Here is an 18,536-nt window from a genome sequence, read left to right as displayed (position 1 = left end):
TGGGGGCGGCTCCGGCCGTGTCCGGCGTCGGGCGGCAGGGGGCGGACCAGTATCGCGCATCCGACCGTGTTCAGGGAATTCCCGCGCACCGCAAGCCTTCTGCCCCCATGTCCCACCATCAGGGGAATCCGGGGCATCCGCGGCGTGTCATGCGAACGGCCGGAACATGCTGCGGCTCGTGTACGGATCACTCATAGCGCGGCTCACCGCGGCCGTCGTACTCCTCTGGCTGTTGTCCACCCCGGCGCCCGCGGGGGCGGACAGCTGCGCGTACGCCTCCATCGGGGAGGACGGCGGGAGTTCGGCGGTCTCGGTGGCGGGCGGCGGCCGCTGCCGCACCAGCCCGCCGCCCGAGCCGACTCCGCGGCCCACGCCGCCGCCACCGTCCCCTTCGCCTCCGGCGCCCGCGCCGCCGCCCCTCGTGCCCCCGGCGCCCGTGCCACCGGCCGCCCCGTCGCCGCCACCGCCGTCGCCCGCGCCACCGCGGCCCGCGGCCCAGCCGGCGCCACCGCCGCCGCCACCCGCGCCGTCCGCGCGACCGGCGCCGCCTCCGCCCCCGCCCCCGCCCCCGCCCCGGGCCGTGGCACTGCCGCACTATCGCGCGCCGGCCCGCAAGGCGCCCCGGCGCAGCCTCTCCCCGGTCACCTTCACCCTGCTCATCACGGCGCCCGCGGTGTTCGCCGTCGCCGTGCTGCGCCCCCGTTCCCGATGACGTCCGGAGACTTCCATGTCGGAATGGCTCGTTCTCGCTCTCGCCATGGTCGCGGTCAGCGCCGTGGTGCTCACCATCGCCATGCTCAACAACCGCCGGATCAAGGCGGACGACGACCCGTCCCAGACCCCTGACGTCATCGAGTACATGACGATGATGATCGGCGTGGTCTACGCGATCGTGCTGGGCCTGGCGATCGCCGGCGTCTGGGAGGGCCGCAGCGCCGCCCAGGAGTACGTACGCCAGGAGGCCCAGGCGCTGCACGAGGTGAGCGCCCGTTCCTCGGTGTACCCCGCCGAGGTCCGCACGCGCATCCGGTCCGACGTCGACGCGTACGTCCGTCATGTCGTCCACCACGAGTGGCGCACGATGGCCGAGCACGGGACGCTCGACGACGAGGGGACCCGGCTCCTCGCCCGGGTGCGGGCCGACGTGACCGACTACCGGCCGCGCGACAACCACGAGGGCGAGTCGTACCAGCCGCTGGTCGACCAGGTCGCCGCGGCCGACGACGCGCGCAGCGCGCGCGGTCAGAGCGCCGGTGCGACGATGCCGGGCGTGGTCTGGTTCGGCCTGGTCATCGGTGCGCTGGTGACCGTCGGGCTCATCTTCACCCTGCAGATCCGCAGGTCCTTCCGGGAACTGCTGCTGGCCGGTCTCTTCAGCATCCTGATCGCGTTCCTGCTCTTTCTGATCTGGGACTTCGACACGCCGTTCGGCCGGGGCATCTCGGCCACGGCGGAACCGTTCCTGGATCTGTTCCCCCGGGCCGCGGGCGGCTGAGGGCTGTCCCGTGATCCGTGCCCGCCAGGGGTTACGGGACAGCCCCGGGCGGGCGTCGCGACCGGCACCCGGGGCGGCGGCGAACGCCGGGCCCGGGCCGGTCAGCGGCGTTGCGGCACCGCGATCCGGTAACCCGCGTCGAGCAGATCCGGCAGGTACCGGCGCAGCGCGGACACGCTCTGCGAGCGGTCGCCGCCCGCGTCGTGCGACAGCACCACGGCCCCCGGCGCCGCGCCCTCGCGGACCCTGCGGACGATGGTCCCGGCGCCGGGCCGGGTCCAGTCCAGGGTGTCGACGGTCCAGGCCATCGGCTCCATGCCGAGTTCGGCGCCGATCTCGAAGGAGTCCCGGTTCCACGCCCCGTAGGGCGCGCGGTACCAGAGCGGCGCGGCGCCGGTGATCGTCTCGATGAGCTCGCTGGTACGGCCGAGTTCTCCGCGCACCCCGGCCCGGGACAGCCGGGTGACCAGGGGGTGCGTCCAGGAGTGGTTGCCGACGGTGTGCCCGTCGTCGGCGATCGCCCGCACCAGGTCCCGGTTCTCGGTGGCCATCTCCCCGCAGACGAAGAACATCGCGCGGACGTCGTGGTCGCGGAGCGTGGCGAGGACGCGCGGGGTGTGGTGCGGGTCGGGGCCGTCGTCGAAGGTGAGCACCACGGCGTGACCGACCTCCGGCACCCGTTCGAAGGGCCGGGTGCGGACCGGGGGCGCCGCCGGGCGGAAGCGTGGCGGGGCGTCCGCGGTCATGGGCTCCAGCCGGTAGGCCGAGGGGGCCTCCCGGAGAGCGGAGGAGGGGCCGGCCGCCGCCCGTACCGGCATCGGCGCCCGGGCGGGCGATCCGGCCGGATCGGCGGCGATCACGCGCACGACGCCGGCGGCGCCCAGTCCGGCTGCCAGCCGCAGCAAGGCCCGGCGTCCCGGCAGCCTCTGATCATTCTTCATGATCCACTGCTCGCACGTCCGGACTCCGGCGCCGGTCAACGACACCGGGCGCAGGATGTTTTGCACCTGATGGGGGGAACATCCACACCCGGTCCGACACTCCTTCGCCACACCTCCCCGTCCCGCCCCTCCCCCGCCCGGTACCGCTTCCGCGCCGCGGCCCGCCCGCTCCTCGTCCCGGCGGCGTGAGCGGATAGCCTCACTGCTGTGACAGAGCAGCAGCGCCATGCGTTCGAACGTGGCACAGACGGACCGAAGGTGATCGTTTCCGGGCTGGACGGGTCCGATTCCTCGATGCGTGCCGCGGCGTACGCGGCGGGGCTGGCCCGCCGCCAGGGGGCCGTGCTCGCCCTCGTCTACGTGCAGCCGGTGATCCCGGCCGGGGCCGCGCTGGGGGCTCCGGTCGCCGACACGACCGGGGAGGTCGCCGAGGGCCTGGTGAGCGAGATCCGGGAGGCGACCGAGCGCATGAAGGACATATGGGATGTGCGCTGGGAGTTCCACACCTTCCGCGGTGACCCGTACAACGGCCTCGTGACGGCGGCGGACGAACTGAAGGCGGACGCCGTGGTCGTGGGCGCCTCGGAGTCGGCCGGGCACCGGTTCATCGGCTCGGTGGCGGTCCGGCTGGTGAAGGCGGGCCGTTGGCCCGTCACAGTGGTCCCATGACCGTCGCGGAATCCTCACTTCCCCGCGACGGCACGCCGTCTTTCGGACGGGCGGCGCCTGGGCCATCATGAGCGCCCGTCAGCGACATCCGTCAGCGGAGAGGTGACTCATGGCCCGGCTTCGAATGGGCGAGGGCGTACTGCGCCGCAAGCCGATCGAGCAGATCGACGAGCGGAAGCCGGCGGGGGACGTCACCACTCAGCTCACCAGAACGCTCGGTCTGTGGCAGCTCACGGCGATCGGCGTGGGCGGCATCATCGGCGCGGGCATCTTCACCCTGGCCGGCACGGTCGCGAACGGCACCGCCGGTCCCGCGGTGCTGATCTCCTTCCTGATCGCCGGCGTGGCGAGCGCCGCCGCGGCGTTCAGCTACGCGGAGTTCGCGGGCCTGATCCCGAAGGCGGGATCCGCCTACACCTACGGCTACGCGGTGCTCGGTGAGCTGGTCGGCTGGTTCATCGGCTGGGACCTGCTGCTGGAGTACACGGCGATCGTCTCGGTGGTCGCGATCGGCATCTCCGGCTACTTCGGCTTCCTGCTCGGCGAGATGGGGCTCCACCTGCCGAAGTGGATGCTGGGCGCGCCGGGGACCGGGGACGGCCACCGGGTGGACCTGTTCGCCGCGCTGCTCTGCCTGCTCGTGGCGTATCTGCTGACCCTGGGCATCAAGAACGCGGCCCGCTTCGAGACCGTCGTGGTGGCCCTGAAGGTCCTGGTCGTCCTGCTGGTCATCGGCGTCGGGGTCTTCCACGTCGACACCGCGAACTACCACCCGTTCTTCCCGTTCGGGGTGAGCGGCGTCTTCACCGGGGCGGCCACGGTCTTCTTCGCCGTGTTCGGCTACGACGCCATGTCGACGGCCGCCGAGGAGTCCAAGGACGCCCAGCGGCACATGCCGAAGGCGATCCTGTACTCGCTGGCCGTCTCCATGGTGCTCTACGTCGCGGCGTGCCTGGTGCTGACGGGCATGCAGAGCTACAAGGACATCGACCCGGAGTCGGGCTTCTCCACGGCGTTCAAGTCGGTGGGGCTGAGCAGCCTGGCCGACGTGATCGCGGTGGGCGCGATCATCGGCATCCTCACGGTGATGTTCACGTTCATGCTCGGGGTGACCCGGGTGTGGTTCTCGATGAGCCGCGACGGGCTGCTGCCCAAGTGGTTCGCCAAGACCCACCCGACCCGGCACGTGCCGACCCGGGTGACCTGGATCGTCGGCGCGGCCTCGGCCGTGATCGCCGGGTTCCTGCCGATCGGCGAGGCGGCCGAGCTGACGAACATCGGCATTCTGCTGGCCTTCGTCGTGGTGTGCGTCGCGGTGATCGCGCTGCGCTACAAGCGGCCGGAGCTGCCGCGCACGTTCCGCACCCCGGGCATGCCGTTCGTGCCCGCCCTCAGCGTGGTCTTCTCCGTCTGGCTGATCACCTTCCTCCAGTGGCAGACCTGGGTGCGGTTCGTGGTGTGGTTCCTGGTGGGCCTGGTGATCTATTTCGGCTACTCGTACCGGAAGTCGGAGCTGGCGCGGACGCCGGAGCCGGGCGGGGGCCGGCCGGACTGACCGGGCGCCGGAGGCGGGCACGGCCCGGCCGGCTCCGGACAGCGCTTCGCGGGACGCGTGGCGGGCGGCCGCACTCCCGCGCGGGCGACGGCCGTCCGTCCGCGACCGCCCGTCGCCCGTCCCGCGCACCGCCGAACCGCTCACCGCACCATTCGCCGCACTGTGCGACCGCTCGTCGCACGAGTCCGCTCCTCGCCTGGTCCCGGGCGTCCGGATGCGTTCGGATACGGCACGTCGGCAGCGAGGCGGCAGGGCCCGGTGCGGGGAAGGACGTTCACGATGACCACCATGACGACGGACGAGCGGGACCTCGTGGACCTCCAGCGGGAGCACGGACCCGCGCTGTTCCGCTTTCTGCTCGGGCTGACCCTCGGGGACCGGCAGCGGGCCGAGGACCTGCTGCAGGAGACCCTGGTGCGGGCCTGGCAGCATCCGGAAGCGTTCGACGCCCCCTACGAGTCGATGCGTCCCTGGCTCTTCACCGTCGCCCGGCGACTCGCGATCGACGCGCGCCGGTCGAGACTGGCCCGCCCGGCCGAGGTCAGCGACGCGGTGCTGGTGGCGACCGCGGGTGAGGAGGACACGGCCGAGGCCGCGGTCTCGGCGCTCGACGTGCGCGAGGCGGTGCGCGCCCTCGGCCCGGAGCACCGGGCGGTCCTCGTCCAGATGTACTTCCGCGGGCTGAGCGTCGCCGAGACCGCGGCGGTCCTCGGCATCCCCCCGGGCACGGTCAAGTCGCGGTCGCACTACGCGCTGCGCCGGCTCTCCCGCAGCCTGCCGGGCTACTCCAGCAGGTCGTCCTCGGTCAGCAGCGAGAGCAGCGAGGCGGCCTGAGCGAGCCGTGCGCGGTGCGCGGCGCAGGAGCCGCAGGCCCACAGGTGACGGGCGACCGCCCCGGTCTCGGCGTCGGTGAGCGCGCCGAGGACGTAGGCGCCGAGCAGCCGCCGCACGTGCGGACTCCTGCGGGGGTCGGGTTCGGCGGTCATCGTGTCCTCGCGTCGTGGCCGGGTCTGTTCGTGACGGATCCTGTGCTTCTGCCCACGCGGGCGGCGCCGCCCCGGTTCAATGCTCCGTGAAGCCCGGTACAGAGAACGGAATGAGGCGAGACGGGATGCGCCCGGAACGTCAGGACGGAACCGATGAGGGCGGGCTGCTGGTCCCGCTGGCCTGGCTGTACGCCGAGTGCGTCGCCGGCGGGCTGCTGCGGACCGGCGATCTGACGGAGCCGGGCTCGCTGGAGTACCGGGCGGGCCGCGACGCGCTCGCGCTCACCGTCTTCCTCTCCGGCGTCGGCCGGCCCGACGTCCGCCTCTTCGACGGCGGGGCGGACGACGCCGCCCCGGCCGACCGGATGGACGAGCTCCGGTTGCTGACGGCGCACGCCGCGGCCTGGCGGGACTGGGTCCGGGAGCGGCTCGACGCCCTGGAGGCGGCGCCGGGTCCCGGTTCCGGCGGCGTGGATCCGGACGTGGCGCTCGCCCGCTCGGCCTGGCGCCGGCTGGAGGAGACCGAGCTCCTCGCGGCCGACCTGGACGCGATCGTCCCCCTCCCCCGCGAACCGGCCGACGCCGGGGAGGGCGACGAGGACCTGGCCCCGGTGTGGACGCCCGCCTGGCGGCTGGGCCTGCCGCTGGGGCATCTGGCGATCCACCTCCACTGAGAGCCGCCGGGGCCGTCCGGGAGCCGTCCGAGGGCCGTCGCCGTCCGGCCGGGGCCGGGCCGCCGTCCGCCGCGGTCAGGAACCGTGCACGCCCGCGCGGTACTTGGGCAGCCGCACCGTGATCTTCATCCCGGCGCCGACGCCCGTCTCGATGACGAGGCCGTAGTCGTCCCCGTACACCTGGCGCAGCCGTTCGTCGACGTTCAGCAGCCCGATGCCCGTGGACCGGCCGCCCTCGCCGCGCAGGATGCGGCGCAGACGTTCCGGGTCCATTCCGGCTCCGTCGTCCTCGATGACGACCTCGGCCTCGGAGCCGGCGTCGAGCGCGCGGATGGTGATGAGGGTCGGGGCCTTTGCCGGCCGGCCGGGGCCGGGAGCCCGGGAGGGGGCCGGGGCTCCTTCGAGGCCGTGCTTGACGGCGTTCTCGACCAGGGGCTGGAGGCAGAGGAACGGCAGCGCCACCGGCAGCACCTCGGGGGCGACCTGGAGGGTGACCGAGAGCCGTTCGCCGAACCGGGCCCGTACCAGCGCGAGGTACTGGTCGATGGAGTGCAGTTCGTCGGCGAGGGTGGTGAAGTCGCCGTTGCTGCGGAACGAGTAGCGGGTGAAGTCCGCGAACTCCAGGAGCAGTTCGCGGGCCTTCTCGGGGTCGGTGCGGACGAACGAGGCGATGGCGGCGAGGGAGTTGAAGATGAAATGCGGGGAGATCTGGGCGCGCAGTGCCCTGATCTCGGCCTCGATGAGCCGGGTGCGGGAGCGGTCCAGTTCGGCGAGTTCGAGCTGTACGCAGATCCAGCGGGCCACTTCGCCGGCCGCCCGCGCCAGCACGGCGGACTCGCGCGGGGCGTAGGCGACCAGGGTGCCGAGGACCCGGTGGTCGACGGTGAGGGGGACGGCGACGGCCCAGCGCAGCGGGCAGTCGAGGTCGTCGCACCGGACGGGGAAGGCGGTGCCGCGCCCGCTGTCGAGCAGGCCCCGCACCTGGTCCATGACGTGCCGGCCGTGGTGCTCGCCGTCGCCGTCCCAGACCAGCACCCGGTCGCGGTCGGTGAGGCAGAGCGCCTCGGTGCCGAGCAGGGAGCGCAGTCTGCGGGCGGCCTTGCGGGCGCTCTCCTCGGTGAGGCCGCCGCGCAGCGGGGGCGCGGCGAGGGAGGCGGTGTGCAGGGTCTCGAAGGTGGCGTGCTCGACGGGCGTCCCGACGTCGCTGGGACGGACGGTGCGGGCCGCGCGGCGGCCGAGCAGGAATCCCGCGACCGGCAGCAGGAGGGCGAGCACGACGAGGACGGCGTACCCGGGGCCGGTCATCGGTGTCTCCCCGAGGTCAGTGACTCCGGCAGGTGGAAGCGGGTCATGGCGGCGTTGGTGCCGGGCGGAATCCGGCCGGGCGTGGCCAGCGACACCAGGACCATGGCGAGGAATCCGACCGGCACCGACCAGACGGCGGGCCAGGCGAGCAGGGTGTGCGGCCAGCCGGGCGGGCGCACCGCGCCGCTGACGGTGATGGCGACGGCCAGGAAGGCGGAGCCGCCGCCGAGCAGCAGTCCGGCGATCGCGCCGGGCGGGGTGAGCCGCCGCCACCAGATGCCGAGGACCAGCAGCGGGCAGAAGGAGGACGCGGAGACGGCGAACGCCATGGCCACCGAGTCGGCCACCGGCACCCGGCTGACCAGCAGCGATCCGGCGAGCGGCACGCACATGGCGAGGACGGTGGCCAGCCGGAAGTACCGTACGCCCCGGGAGGGGAGCACGTCCTGGGTGATGACCCCGGCGACGGCCATGGTGAGACCGGACGCGGTCGACAGGAACGCGGCGAAGGCGCCGCCCGCGATGAGCGCCCCGAGCAGGTCGCCGCCGAGCCCGCCGATGAGGCGCCCGGGCAGCAGCAGCACGGCCGCGTCGGCGTCCCCGCCGTGGACGAGTTCGGGGGCGTAGAGCCTCCCGAGCGCCCCGTAGACCGGCGGCAGCAGGTAGAAGGCGCCGATGAGCGCGAGGACGGCGACGGTGGTGCGGCGGGCGTCCCGGCCGTTGGGACTGGTGTAGAAGCGGACCACGACGTGCGGCAGGCCCATGGTGCCGAGGAACGTGGCGACGATCAGCCCGTAGGTGGCGTACAGGGGGTGGTCGGCGCGGAGGACGGAGAGCTGGTCGTCGAAGTCGACGCGGGGGCGGCCGTCGCCCTGCCAGGCGAGGACCAGGAAGATCGCGGGGACGAGGAGCGCGGTCAGCTTCAGCCAGTACTGGAACACCTGCACGAAGGTGATGGACCGCATGCCGCCCGCGGCCACGGCGATCACGACGACCGCGGCCACGAGCACGTCGCCGAGCCGGCCGGGCGCGCCGGTGAGGATCTTGAGGGTGAGGCCGGCGCCCTGGAGCTGCGGCACCAGATACAGCCAGCCCGCGGCGACGACGAAGACGCTCACCAGCCGGCGCACCTGCCGTGACTCCAGCCGCCCCTCGGCGAAGTCGGGCAGGGTGTACGCGCCGGAGCGGCGCAGCGGTGCGGCGACGAAGACGAGCAGGACCAGATAGCCGGCGGTGTAGCCGACCGGGTACCAGAGCATGTCGGGTCCGTGCACCAGCACCAGGCCCGCGATGCCGAGGAAGGAGGCGGCGGAGAGGTATTCGCCGCTGATCGCCGCGGCGTTGAGCCGGGGCCGCACGGTGCGCGAGGCGACGTAGAAGTCGGAGGTGGTGCGGGAGATGCGCAGCCCGAAGCCGCCGACCAGCACGGTCGCGGCGACGACGACGGCGACGGCGGTCACCGCGTACGCGCGGCTCACTGGGCGGGGCGGCCTTCCACGAGCCGGGCGAAGTCGCGTTCGTTGCGCTCGGCCCGGCGCACGTACCACCAGGCGGCCAGGGTGAGCGGCGGGTAGGCGGCGAATCCGAGCACGCCCCAGACCACGGCGTCCCCGCGCAGCGCCTCGAAGACCAGCGGCAGCGTCCCCACGACGACGGCGAGGACGAGGAACACGCCGAGTCCGGCCCGTAGTTGACCGCGCATCAGGGAGCGGACGTACGCGGCGCCGAGCGCGGTCTGCTCGTCGATCTCCGACTGGGTGCGATAGCGCGGCAGCGGGCGCACGCGCCGGGGTTCCCCCGTCACCACTTCGCGGCGGGGCGTTGGCTCTGCGGACATGGGCCCGGAGTGTACGCAGCGCCGGACGCCCGTGGGAAGGGGTCGCGGCCGGGTCGGGCCTGGTCAGCGGCCGGGCCGGCGCATCAGCAGGTCGCGCAGGGCGCGGCTGTGGCGGCGGCTGACGGCGAGTTCGGCGGCGCCGATGCGCACGGTCATGCTGCCCGCGTCGAGGCGGAGTTCGTCGATCCGGCCGAGCGCCACGAGATGGCGGCGGTGGATGCGCACGAAGCCGCGGGGGCGCCAGCGTTCCTCCAGGGTGGTGAGGGGGACGCGGACGAGGTGGCTGCCGGTCGCGGTGTGCAGCCGGGCGTAGTCGCCCTGGGCCTCGGCGTAGGCGATGTCGTCGATCGGGACGAACCGGATCACTCCGCCGAGCTCCACGGGGATCTGGTCGCCCGCGGTGTCGAGCACGGGCGCGGCACGGCCGCCGGCCTGTTCGGCCACCCGGCGGACGGCTTCGGCGAGGCGTTCGCGCCGGACGGGCTTGAGGACGTAGTCGACGGCCTTGAGGTCGAACGCCTGGACGGCGAAGCCCTCGTGGGCGGTGACGAAGACGATGAGCGGGGGCGCGGCGAACCCGCCCAGCAGCTGGGCGACGTCGAGACCGGTGAGGCCGGCCATGTGGATGTCGAGGAAGACGACGTCGAGGGCGGCGGGGTCGCCGGGGGCGGCGTCGACGGCGCTCCCGATGCGGCGCAGCGCCTCGGTCGCCCCGGAGGCGCCTTCGGCGCTGCGGATGCGGGGATCGGCGCGCAGGAGGTAGAGGAGTTCCTCCAGTGCGGGTTCTTCGTCGTCGACGGCGAGTACGCGCAGCATGGGCGGAGTGTAGAACGTGCGCGCGGACGCGGGCCCCGCCTCGGAGAGACGGCCCGGGCTACTTGAGCAGCCGGGAGAGCCTGCGGTCGGCGAGCAGCCTGCCGCCGGTCTGGCAGGTCGGGCAGTACTGGAGCGAGGAGTCGCTGAACGACACCGAACGGATGGTGTCCCCGCAGACGGGACAGGCCTCGCCGGTGCGTCCGTGGACGCGCAGCCCGCTCTTCTTCGCGGCCCCGAGCGCTCCGGCCGCCAGTCCGCGGGAGCGCGCGACCGCTTCGCCGAGCGTGGTGCGCAGCGTGGTGTGGAGGCGGGTGATCTCGTCCTCGGTGAGGGCGGTGGTGAGCTTGTACGGGGACGTCTTCGCGGCGTGCAGGATCTCGTCGCTGTAGGCGTTGCCGATTCCGGCGATCAGCGACTGGTCGCGCAGAGCTCCCTTGACCCGGCGGCTCTCCCGGGTGATCAGCGCGGCGAACGTGTCGCGGTCGAAGGCGTCGTCGAGGGGGTCGGGGCCGAGGCGGGCGATGCCGGGCACCTGGGCCGGGTCGCGCACCAGGTGGACGGCGAGGCGTTTGGTCGTGCCTGCCTCGGTGAGGTCGAAGCCGCCGCCGCCGACGAGCACGGTGCGCAGCGCCGGCGATCCCTTGCCGGGGCGCGGCGGCGTCGCGGGGAAGCGGTCCTTCCATCGCAGCCGGCCGGCCCGGGCGAGGTGGGTGATCAGGTGCAGCGGTCCCGCCTCGACGTCCAGGAACTTGCCGTGCCGGGCGATGCCGGTGACCGCGGCGCCGTGCAGCGCGGTCAGGGGCGGGTCGTACGTCTTGAGGACGCTGACGGCGAGCGGCAGGACGCGGTCGATCTCCCGGCCGACCAGACGGTCGTCGAGGAAGATCCGCAGTGCTTCGACCTCCGGCAGTTCGGGCATGGTTCCAGACTGCCGAAGACTCCGCCGGGGCGCCTGTCGGCGGGCGGGGGCGCGGTCGGCGGGTCAGGGGACCCGCAGGAGGCCGAGCAGCTCCCCCACCTCGTCGTCGGCGCAGCCCGCCAGCCGGTCGAGGTCGGGCAGCGCCTTGCCGTCGGCCACCAGTCCGACGTGCACCCGGCCGCCGTACGGGGAGAGCGCGACGGCGAGGGCCTGGCCCCGGGCCAGCGGCGCCATCGGGTAGACGGCGCGCAGCGGGCAGCCGCCGAGCGAGAGGGCCGAGCGCGGCAGCGGGACGCTGGTGACCAGGACGTCGAAGAGCATCCGGGCCGCGCCGCCGGCGATCGGCGCCCCGAACCGATGGGCCAGCGAAGGCAGTTGGTCGGCGAGCACGGCGACCGCCCCGGCCCCGCGCAACGGCCCCGCGGCCTTGTTGCGGTCCATGTCCGCGCGGACGCGGCGCAGCCGCTGCCAGGGGTCGGGCTCGCGGACGGGGAGCCCGAGCAGGTAGGCGGAGAGCTTGTTGCCGGTCGCGGCGGGCTGGCCGGGCCTGCGGCGGGACACCGGCACCAGCGCGCGGGGGTCGTCGGCGGGCAGCGTCTCCCCGCGCTCCAGCATCCAGCGGCGGAGCGCCCCGGCGACGACCGCGAGCAGGACGTCGTTGGCGGTGCCCCCGGCGGCCCGGCGGATCCGCTGGATGGCGGCGAGGTCCAGGTCCGCGGTGGCCAGCCGACGGGTGCCGCTGGACCGGGCGACGAGCGCGGGCGCGCCCCTCGGGTCCAGGCGGCTGGCCCGCACCAGCGAGGCGCCGACCCCGAACGCCCGTCCGAGGTCCTCGATCCGGTCCAGCGCCAGACCCGCCACCTGGCGCGGGCCGGGCATCCAGGACCGGGGCGGCACCGGGCGCGACCGGGCGGACGAGGCGCCGCCCCGGGCACGGCCGGCGAGGGGGGCGATCTCGTCGAAGATCCCGGCGCCGATGGCGATCGCGCGCATGCCGTCGGCGAGCGCGTGGTGCAGCTTGACGAGGACGGCGAACGGGCCTCCGTCCTCGCCCCCGATCACATACATCCGCCACGGCGGCCGCCCGCGTTCCAGCGGCCGCTCCATCAGCTCGCCGGCGAGCCGGGTGGCGCCCGCCATGAACCCGTCGTCCCCGCCCCCCGTTCCGGGACCGGCCGGGCACGCCCGCTCGACGTGGCGGCGTACGTCGAAGTCCTTGTCGACGAACCAGGCGGCGCCGCCGACCGGCAGCAGCACGTCCCTGATCCGCATCCGCAGTCGCGGGATCGCCTCGGCTCGGGCTCCCAGCAGCTCCTGGACGCCCTCGGGGTCGACGGCGAGTCGCCCGCCGGGCGGCGGATCGAAAACGGCGAGCGCGCCGAGGTGCATGGGATGGGCATCGGTTTCGAGATGCCAGAAGGCCAGATCGAGAGGTGCCAGCAGCTCAGTACCCAACGCGTCCCCAGGTCATCGAATCGAAAGGCGAAGCGAACAGGACAGACAGGCGAACAGGCCGGTGGGCCGGAGCCGGAACGAGGAAACGGCCGGGCGGACGAACGGGCAGGCGGAGGAAGCGGCCGCGTTCCGCGCGGGGAGCGATGCGCAGCTCGATGAAACCGAATCCAACCCCTTTCAGTCGGTTACGGTCAAGCATCGACTCATTACGTTCAGTTGCTGTCGGGTAGTGCCGCTCGCCCGTCAGTCGCGCTCCGGGATCACGAACTCGCACCACACGCACTTCCCGGTGCCGCGCGACTCCACCCCCCACAGATCGGTGAGCCGGTCCACCAGCATCAGCCCCCGGCCGGAGACCCCGGTCTCCCCCGCGTCCCGGCGCCGGGGCAGCGCGCTGGAGCGGTCCTCGACGTCGATCCGCAGGCGCCGCTCGGGCCCCGTCAGCACCCGGATGGTGACGATCGCCCCGCCGTCCGTGTGCATCAGGGCGTTGGTCATCAGCTCGTCGGCGGCCAGCTCGACCTCGTCGGCCCGCGCCCCGGCGCCCCAGGCGCGCACCGCGGCCCGGATCATGTGCCGCGCGGCGCTCAGCGCCTCCGGGTCCCCCTGGGCGACGTGCTGCTGGAGCCGGCCGCCCGGCTGGGGCGCGTGCGCGGCCTTGCGGCCCAGCAGCAGGACCGCCACGTCGTCCTCGCCACCCCGGTCGTCGACCTCCTCGCAGAGCCGGTCGGCCAGCTTCTGGAGCTCCCGCGGCCCGTCGCGCACCATGGACGTCAGCAGCTGCATGCCCTCGTCGAGATCGGCGCCGGGCAGCTCCACCAGGCCGTCGGTGAAGAGCACCAGCGTCTGCCCGGGGTCCAGCTCCACCGTGCCGACCGGGTATTCGAGCCGCCCGAACTCGGCGGAGAGCCCCAGCGGGAGCCCGCCCTCCGCGGGCAGCCTGCGGCAGTCGCCGTCGCTGTCGCGCACCAGCGGATCGACATGGCCGGCCCGGACCAGCTGCACCACCCCGGTCGTCAGGTCCACCTCGGCATAGGTGCAGGTCGCGAAGCGGTCCGTGTCGAGCTCGTGGAGGAAGACGGAGGCGCGGGCCATCACCGTGGCCGGGCTGTGACCCTCGGCTGCGTAGGCCCGCAGCACGATCCGCAGCTGTCCCATGACGGCGGCGGCGTGGGTGTCGTGCCCCTGCACGTCCCCGATGACGGCGCCGACCCGGCCGCCGGGCAGCGGGATGACGTCGTACCAGTCGCCCCCGATGTCCCGACCCAGCCGGGCCGACCGGTAGCGCACGGCGACCGTCGCGCCCGGCACCTCGGGGATCCGGCGCGGCAGCATGGCCTGCTGGAGCCCCTCGGCGAGGTCGTGCTCCTGCTCGTAGAGCATGGCCCGCTGGAGGCTCTGGGCGATGGAGCTGCCGAGCGCGACCAGCAGATTGCGTTCGTCGGTGGTGAAGCCGTCCTTGTCGCTGTAGAGCAGCCCGAGCGCCCCGATGGGGCGGGCCTGGGCGATCAGCGGCAGATAGGCGGCGGACGTGATGCCGAGGTGGCTGATGTGGGGCCACAGGATCGGGTAGGACACGGCGAAGTCCGCCGCGGACTCGATGAAGCGGGGCGCGAGGGTGCGCACCACCTCGCTCATCGGGTACGGCTCGTCCGTACGGGTGTAGCGGGTGCCGGGCACGAACGAGCCCTCCGGGCCGTCCGCCACCAGATGGATGCGCCCCGCCTCGATCAGCCCCACGACCAGACTGGTCGCCCCGAGATGCGCCAGCCCCTGCGAGTTCTTCAGCACCTCGATGACGTCGCGGACCGTACGGGCGTGGGCCAGGGCGGCCGTGGTGCCGTCCACCAGGCTGGTGCGTCTCCGCTGCCCCAGGTCCATGTCCTGGCGGGCGGTGGAGTCGGCCAGTTCCTGGGTCGCGTCGCGGACGATGCCGATGATCCGCCGCGGGCGGCCGGTCCCGTCGCGCCGGATGAAGCCCTGGGTGTGCGTCCAGCGCAGCCCGCCGTCGCGCCGCACGATCCTGAAGTACGCGCCGTAGGTGCTCCGCCCGCTCTTGAGAGCCTGAGCGACCATGGCGTCCAGCCGCACGCCCTCGTCCGTCGGCACCCGCACCCCGAGCGACTCCGGCCGGCCGTCGTACTCCTCGGCCCGCAGGTCGAACACGTCGAGCGCGGGCCGGTCCATGTGCATGAGGCCGCTGTCGAGGTCCCAGTCGAAGCTGCCCATTCGGTTCAGGGCGAGACTGAGATCCGGGTGGGCGGGCCAGTCTTCCGGGAGTGACAGGGCACCCGCGACCCGATCATCCATGTGGGTCACTCTGCCATCATTTGTCTGATTCTTCGAGCGAATCCCCGCGCCCATGAGTGAATCCGGCACGCGTCCGCCGGGACGCCGTCCGGACCGCCGCCGGGCACGGTTTGACGGACCGCCGGGCCGGGCTGAGCGCCTCCCGACCGAAGGCCGCAGGTCAGAAGCGGTTACCGTGTTCCGTGGAGCACGGTAAGCCCAGCCTTACCACCTTGCGCCGCACTGCCCGCGTCAGCCGTTCTAAGGATCTGCACTCCATGACCCCCCCGTCCGCGTCGCCATAGTCGGAGCCGGCCCCGCCGGGATCTACGCGGCGGACGCGCTGCTGAAATCCGAGGCCGCCGGGGAACCGGGGGTGTCGATCGACCTCTTCGAGCGGATGCCCGCCCCGTTCGGGCTGATCCGCTACGGAGTGGCGCCCGACCACCCGCGGATCAAGGGCATCGTGCAGGCGCTGCACCGGGTGCTCGACAAGCCGCAGCTGCGTCTGTTCGGCAATGTCGACTACCCCTCCGACATCGGCCTGGACGAGCTGCGCTCGTTCTACGACGCGGTGATCTTCTCCACCGGCGCCGATCGGGACCGCGCGCTCGACATCCCGGGCAGCGCCCTGGAGGGCTCCCACGGCGCGGCCGACTTCGTCTCCTGGTACGACGGGCACCCCGACGTGCCGCGCACCTGGCCCCTGGCGGCGGAGAAGGTCGCCGTGCTCGGCGTCGGGAACGTGGCGCTGGACGTGGCGCGCGTCCTCGCCAAGACGGCGGACGAGCTGCTGCCCACCGAGATACCCGCGAACGTCCACGAGGGCCTCGGGGCCAACAAGGCGCTGGAGGTGCACGTCTTCGGCCGGCGCGGACCCGCGCAGGCCAAGTTCAGCCCGATGGAGCTGCGGGAGCTGGACCACTCGCCGAACATCGAGGTCATCGTCAACCCCGAGGACATCGAGTACGACGAGGGGTCGATCGCGACCCGGCGCGGCAACAAGCAGGCCGACATGGTGGCCTCCACCCTGGAGAACTGGGCCATCCGCGATGTCGGCGACCGCCCGCACAAGCTCTTCCTGCACTTCTTCGAGTCCCCCGCGGAGATCCTCGGCGAGGACGGCAGGGTCGTCGGTCTGCGCACCGAGCGGACCGAGCTGGACGGCACCGGGAACGTCCGGGGCACCGGCCGCTTCACCGACTGGGACGTGCAGAGCGTCTACCGCGCGGTCGGCTACTACTCGCGGGAACTGCCCAAGCTCCCGTTCGACGTGGGCTCCGGCACCGTCCCGCACGTCGCGGGGCGCGTCGTCGACGCCGGGGGCCCGATGACCTCGGTGTACGTCACGGGGTGGGTCAAGCGCGGCCCGGTCGGCCTGATCGGCCACACCAAGGGCGACGCCAACGAGACGGTCGCCTGCCTGCTGGAGGACCACGCGGCGGGCCGGCTGCCCGCTCCGGCGCGGCCCGAGCCGGAGGCCGTCACCGCCTTCCTGGAGGAGCGCGGCGTCCGCTGGACGACCCGCGAGGGCTGGCACCGCCTGGACGCGCACGAGCAGGCGCTGGGCGCGGAGCAGGGGCGCGAGCGGATCAAGGTGGTGGAGCGGGAGGTCATGCTGGACGTCTCCGAGCCCCGCCCCTGACGGCACGCCCCCCTCGCGCCGGCCGGCCGGTGGGCGCCGACCGGCCGGTGGGCGCCGACCGGCGCGGGGGCGGCGCGGGGGCGGCCCGGCTGGCCTCGGCGGAGCCGCCCGGCTCGCGGCGCGGAACCGGGCGGCTCGCGCCGGATCAACGTCCCTGCAGCGCCTTGACGTTGTCCCCGAAGGTCCACCCCTTCGAACCGTCCCAGTTGAGCGACCAGGTCATCAGCCCCTTGAGGCCGTTGCCGTAGCGGTTCCAGGCCTGCGAGACCTGACCGGTGGACAGGTAGCCGCCCCCGGCGCCCGGTTGGGCGGGGAGTCCCGGCACCTGCTTGTCGTAGGGGACCTTGATGGTGGTGCCCTGGACGACGAGGCCCTTGTTCAGACAGTCCGTCTGGGCGGTGAACCCCTCGACGGTGCCCGCCCCGTACGAGTCGCCCGAGCATCCGTACATGCTGCCGTTGTAGTACTGCATGTTCAGCCACCACAGCCGGCCGTTGTCCGCGTACTTCTTGATGACGGGCAGGTAGGCGCCCCAGATCGAGCCGTAGACGATGCTCCCGCCGGTGACGTAGGCGGTCTCCGGCGCCATGGTCAGGCCGAAGCCGGCGGGCATCCGGTCGAGCACGCCGTCGATGATCCGGATGAGGTTGGCCTGCGACGGGGACAGCGTGTTGATGTTGCCGCCGCTCGACAGGCCGGTCTCGATGTCGATGTCGATGCCGTCGAAGTTGTACTTCTTCAGGATCGGCACCACCGTGTCGACGAACCGGTCGGCCACGGCGCTGGAGCTCAGGTCGATGCCGGCGGTCGCGCCGCCGATGGACATCAGGGTGGTCAGCCCGGACGCCTTCGCCCGGCACATCTCGGCGGGGGTCGGAACCTTGACCGTCGAGTCCATGCCGTCCTCCCACAGCGCGGTGCCGTCCGAGAGGATGACGGGGAAGGCTGCGTTGACCACGTTGTAGCCGTGCGCCGTGATGCGGCTGTCGGTGAGCGGAATCCAGCCGAGGGGCGGGTGCACGCCGTTGGCCGCGCCGTCCCAGTTCTCCCAGTACCCCTGGAGCACCTTGCCCGCGGGCTTGGGCTTCACCGCGCAGGTGTCCTCCTGCGCGGCGCTGGGCGTCGCCCCGACCAGCAGCTGCACGACGGTGGCCGCCGCCAGGCCGAGGCCCAGCAGGCGGGATGTCCGACCGATCATGTTCCGTTCCCTTCCGGACGAATCGAACGATGACTGTCATGATCCTGACAACGCACGGACGTCGACCGCACGCTCCACGCATCACGGTGCGCTCAACGTAGGTTGGTCCAGACCTTTCGTCAAGAGGTCTGGACCAGAGGTGGACCCACGAACTCCGACGAGGGGACGGCCGGGCGCACCGCAAGGACATCGCGCCCACCGTCGCCTATCCGGATCTGCCGTGGAGCACGGACTGGGACCAGCAGATCGACATCATCGGCAAGGCCCCCGGGCAGGAGGCCGACGCCGAGGGGCTCGTCACGAAGATCGAGAAGCAGCTCTCCGACGCGGCGGCGACCCGGCCCGAGTACAAGAGGCACACGTTCTCGTACATCTACAACACCGGCCCGGGCACGCTCGGCGTGTTCAAGCCCGACGAGCAGCGCGTCAAGACGGTCTCCCCACTGGGGCTCGAGGTCGATCCGGTGGTGAACACCTTCAAGGAGACCAAGGGCGCCGACTCTGCGGTCATCGGCCGGGAACCGGCGGGGCCGAGGGTCACCGGCCCGCATCTGGTGCTGTCGGCGCTGACCGGCACGCTGCTGCTGGTGCTCGCGGATCTGTGCGCCCAGCAGCTGCCGCTCTTCGACAACCTGCCCGTGGGCATCTACACGATGGCCGTCGGGGGCGCGCACCTCGGTCTGCTGCTGGTACGGGAGTGGCGTCGCGGGGTTCTGTGAGGTGTGGGGCGGGGCGCTTCCGTGTCCTTCGGC

18 protein-coding genes and 1 pseudogene are annotated in these 18,536 nt (G+C 73.1%); 8 read left to right on the top strand and 11 right to left on the bottom strand.

What is annotated here, in order from left to right; translation table 11 throughout:
• Positions 1-147: 147 nt before the first annotated feature.
• Entirely contained in the window at positions 148-372 is a 225-nt protein-coding gene (locus WA762_RS20605) for a hypothetical protein (RefSeq protein WP_335937395.1), read from the bottom strand.
• A gap of 208 nt (positions 373-580) precedes the next feature.
• On the opposite strand from WA762_RS20605, the gene WA762_RS20600 reads away from it, so the two are divergent.
• Complete coding sequence (locus tag WA762_RS20600; RefSeq protein ID WP_335937394.1) at positions 581-712, top strand: hypothetical protein; 132 nt, start codon at positions 581-583, stop codon at positions 710-712.
• Between the two features lie 15 nt (positions 713-727).
• Positions 728-1,495, top strand: a complete 768-nt coding sequence (locus WA762_RS20595) for a bestrophin-like domain (protein ID WP_335937393.1) — start codon at positions 728-730, stop codon at positions 1,493-1,495.
• A gap of 101 nt (positions 1,496-1,596) precedes the next feature.
• Here the strand turns inward: WA762_RS20595 and WA762_RS20590 are convergent, their stop codons facing one another.
• A complete protein-coding gene (locus WA762_RS20590; protein ID WP_335937392.1) occupies positions 1,597-2,436 on the bottom strand; it encodes a polysaccharide deacetylase family protein in 840 nt (279 codons plus the stop codon).
• A gap of 207 nt (positions 2,437-2,643) precedes the next feature.
• On the opposite strand from WA762_RS20590, the gene WA762_RS20585 reads away from it, so the two are divergent.
• The 3 genes from WA762_RS20585 to WA762_RS20575 all read left to right on the top strand — a co-directional run bounded on the left by WA762_RS20585 (position 2,644) and on the right by WA762_RS20575 (position 5,494).
• Positions 2,644-3,105 (top strand): universal stress protein, encoded by a 462-nt coding sequence (locus tag WA762_RS20585; RefSeq protein WP_335937391.1) that lies wholly within the window; start codon positions 2,644-2,646, stop codon positions 3,103-3,105.
• Between the two features lie 109 nt (positions 3,106-3,214).
• Positions 3,215-4,660: an amino acid permease gene (locus tag WA762_RS20580; protein WP_335937390.1), complete on the top strand. Its 1,446-nt coding sequence runs from the start codon at positions 3,215-3,217 to the stop codon at positions 4,658-4,660.
• Positions 4,661-4,939: 279 nt separating this feature from the next.
• Entirely contained in the window at positions 4,940-5,494 is a 555-nt protein-coding gene (locus WA762_RS20575) for a sigma-70 family RNA polymerase sigma factor (protein WP_335937389.1), read from the top strand.
• Here the strand turns inward: WA762_RS20575 and WA762_RS20570 are convergent.
• Positions 5,443-5,646 (bottom strand): zf-HC2 domain-containing protein, encoded by a 204-nt coding sequence (locus WA762_RS20570; protein WP_335937388.1) that lies wholly within the window; start codon positions 5,644-5,646, stop codon positions 5,443-5,445. The genes WA762_RS20575 and WA762_RS20570 overlap by 52 nt on opposite strands.
• Before the next feature lie 125 nt (positions 5,647-5,771).
• Between WA762_RS20570 and WA762_RS20565 the strand changes: the two genes are divergently transcribed.
• Complete coding sequence (locus WA762_RS20565) at positions 5,772-6,320, top strand: hypothetical protein (protein ID WP_335937387.1); 549 nt, start codon at positions 5,772-5,774, stop codon at positions 6,318-6,320.
• 75 nt (positions 6,321-6,395) lie between these two features.
• On the opposite strand, the gene WA762_RS20560 is transcribed toward WA762_RS20565, so the two are convergent.
• From WA762_RS20560 to WA762_RS20530, 7 genes are all read right to left on the bottom strand, one after another.
• Positions 6,396-7,625 (bottom strand): histidine kinase, encoded by a 1,230-nt coding sequence (locus WA762_RS20560; RefSeq protein ID WP_335937386.1) that lies wholly within the window; start codon positions 7,623-7,625, stop codon positions 6,396-6,398.
• On the bottom strand, positions 7,622-9,103 hold the full coding sequence (locus tag WA762_RS20555; protein ID WP_335937385.1) for a sodium/solute symporter: 1,482 nt from the start codon (positions 9,101-9,103) through the stop codon (positions 7,622-7,624). The genes WA762_RS20560 and WA762_RS20555 overlap by 4 nt, the downstream gene beginning before the upstream one ends.
• A complete protein-coding gene (locus tag WA762_RS20550) occupies positions 9,100-9,462 on the bottom strand; it encodes a hypothetical protein (protein WP_335937384.1) in 363 nt (120 codons plus the stop codon). The genes WA762_RS20555 and WA762_RS20550 overlap by 4 nt, the downstream gene beginning before the upstream one ends.
• Positions 9,463-9,525: 63 nt before the next feature.
• Complete coding sequence (locus WA762_RS20545; protein ID WP_335937383.1) at positions 9,526-10,278, bottom strand: LytR/AlgR family response regulator transcription factor; 753 nt, start codon at positions 10,276-10,278, stop codon at positions 9,526-9,528.
• Between the two features lie 58 nt (positions 10,279-10,336).
• Complete coding sequence (locus WA762_RS20540) at positions 10,337-11,197, bottom strand: Fpg/Nei family DNA glycosylase (protein WP_335937382.1); 861 nt, start codon at positions 11,195-11,197, stop codon at positions 10,337-10,339.
• Positions 11,198-11,260: 63 nt separating this feature from the next.
• Positions 11,261-12,652 carry a wax ester/triacylglycerol synthase family O-acyltransferase gene (locus tag WA762_RS20535; RefSeq protein ID WP_335937381.1) on the bottom strand — a complete coding sequence of 464 codons (1,392 nt, stop codon included), beginning with the start codon at positions 12,650-12,652 and terminating at the stop codon, positions 11,261-11,263.
• A gap of 243 nt (positions 12,653-12,895) precedes the next feature.
• Positions 12,896-14,962: a SpoIIE family protein phosphatase gene (locus WA762_RS20530; protein WP_335937380.1), complete on the bottom strand. Its 2,067-nt coding sequence runs from the start codon at positions 14,960-14,962 to the stop codon at positions 12,896-12,898.
• 280 nt (positions 14,963-15,242) lie between these two features.
• On the opposite strand from WA762_RS20530, the gene WA762_RS20525 reads away from it, so the two are divergent.
• Complete coding sequence (locus tag WA762_RS20525; RefSeq protein ID WP_335937468.1) at positions 15,243-16,586, top strand: ferredoxin--NADP reductase domain-containing protein; 1,344 nt, start codon at positions 15,243-15,245, stop codon at positions 16,584-16,586.
• Between the two features lie 145 nt (positions 16,587-16,731).
• Here the strand turns inward: WA762_RS20525 and WA762_RS20520 are convergent, their stop codons facing one another.
• Positions 16,732-17,784: a chitinase gene (locus WA762_RS20520; RefSeq protein WP_335937379.1), complete on the bottom strand. Its 1,053-nt coding sequence runs from the start codon at positions 17,782-17,784 to the stop codon at positions 16,732-16,734.
• 182 nt (positions 17,785-17,966) lie between these two features.
• Between WA762_RS20520 and WA762_RS20515 the strand changes: the two are divergent.
• Positions 17,967-18,503, top strand: a pseudogene (locus WA762_RS20515) (TroA family protein); the annotation flags it as partial.
• Positions 18,504-18,536 lie beyond the last annotated feature (33 nt).

It is taken from the genome of Streptomyces tyrfis (genome assembly GCF_037034285.1).
Taxonomy (GTDB): domain Bacteria; phylum Actinomycetota; class Actinomycetes; order Streptomycetales; family Streptomycetaceae; genus Streptomyces.
The sequence above is the reverse complement of the archived record's forward strand: the minus strand, read 5'-3'. Positions and strand labels throughout refer to the sequence as shown.

What these genes read in the sequence shown, in the direction of transcription:
- WA762_RS20545 (WP_335937383.1), bottom strand. Translation starts at nt 10,278, where the DNA reads ATGCTGCGCGTACTCGCCGTCGACGACGAAGAACCCGCACTGGAGGAA.
- WA762_RS20565 (WP_335937387.1), top strand. Translation starts at nt 5,772, where the DNA reads ATGCGCCCGGAACGTCAGGACGGAACCGATGAGGGCGGGCTGCTGGTC.
- WA762_RS20540 (WP_335937382.1), bottom strand. Translation starts at nt 11,197, where the DNA reads ATGCCCGAACTGCCGGAGGTCGAAGCACTGCGGATCTTCCTCGACGAC.
- WA762_RS20570 (WP_335937388.1), bottom strand. Translation starts at nt 5,646, where the DNA reads ATGACCGCCGAACCCGACCCCCGCAGGAGTCCGCACGTGCGGCGGCTG.
- WA762_RS20590 (WP_335937392.1), bottom strand. Translation starts at nt 2,436, where the DNA reads ATGAAGAATGATCAGAGGCTGCCGGGACGCCGGGCCTTGCTGCGGCTG.
- WA762_RS20575 (WP_335937389.1), top strand. Translation starts at nt 4,940, where the DNA reads ATGACCACCATGACGACGGACGAGCGGGACCTCGTGGACCTCCAGCGG.
- WA762_RS20595 (WP_335937393.1), top strand. Translation starts at nt 728, where the DNA reads ATGTCGGAATGGCTCGTTCTCGCTCTCGCCATGGTCGCGGTCAGCGCC.
- WA762_RS20530 (WP_335937380.1), bottom strand. Translation starts at nt 14,962, where the DNA reads ATGGATGATCGGGTCGCGGGTGCCCTGTCACTCCCGGAAGACTGGCCC.
- WA762_RS20560 (WP_335937386.1), bottom strand. Translation starts at nt 7,625, where the DNA reads ATGACCGGCCCCGGGTACGCCGTCCTCGTCGTGCTCGCCCTCCTGCTG.
- WA762_RS20550 (WP_335937384.1), bottom strand. Translation starts at nt 9,462, where the DNA reads ATGTCCGCAGAGCCAACGCCCCGCCGCGAAGTGGTGACGGGGGAACCC.
- WA762_RS20580 (WP_335937390.1), top strand. Translation starts at nt 3,215, where the DNA reads ATGGCCCGGCTTCGAATGGGCGAGGGCGTACTGCGCCGCAAGCCGATC.
- WA762_RS20520 (WP_335937379.1), bottom strand. Translation starts at nt 17,784, where the DNA reads ATGATCGGTCGGACATCCCGCCTGCTGGGCCTCGGCCTGGCGGCGGCC.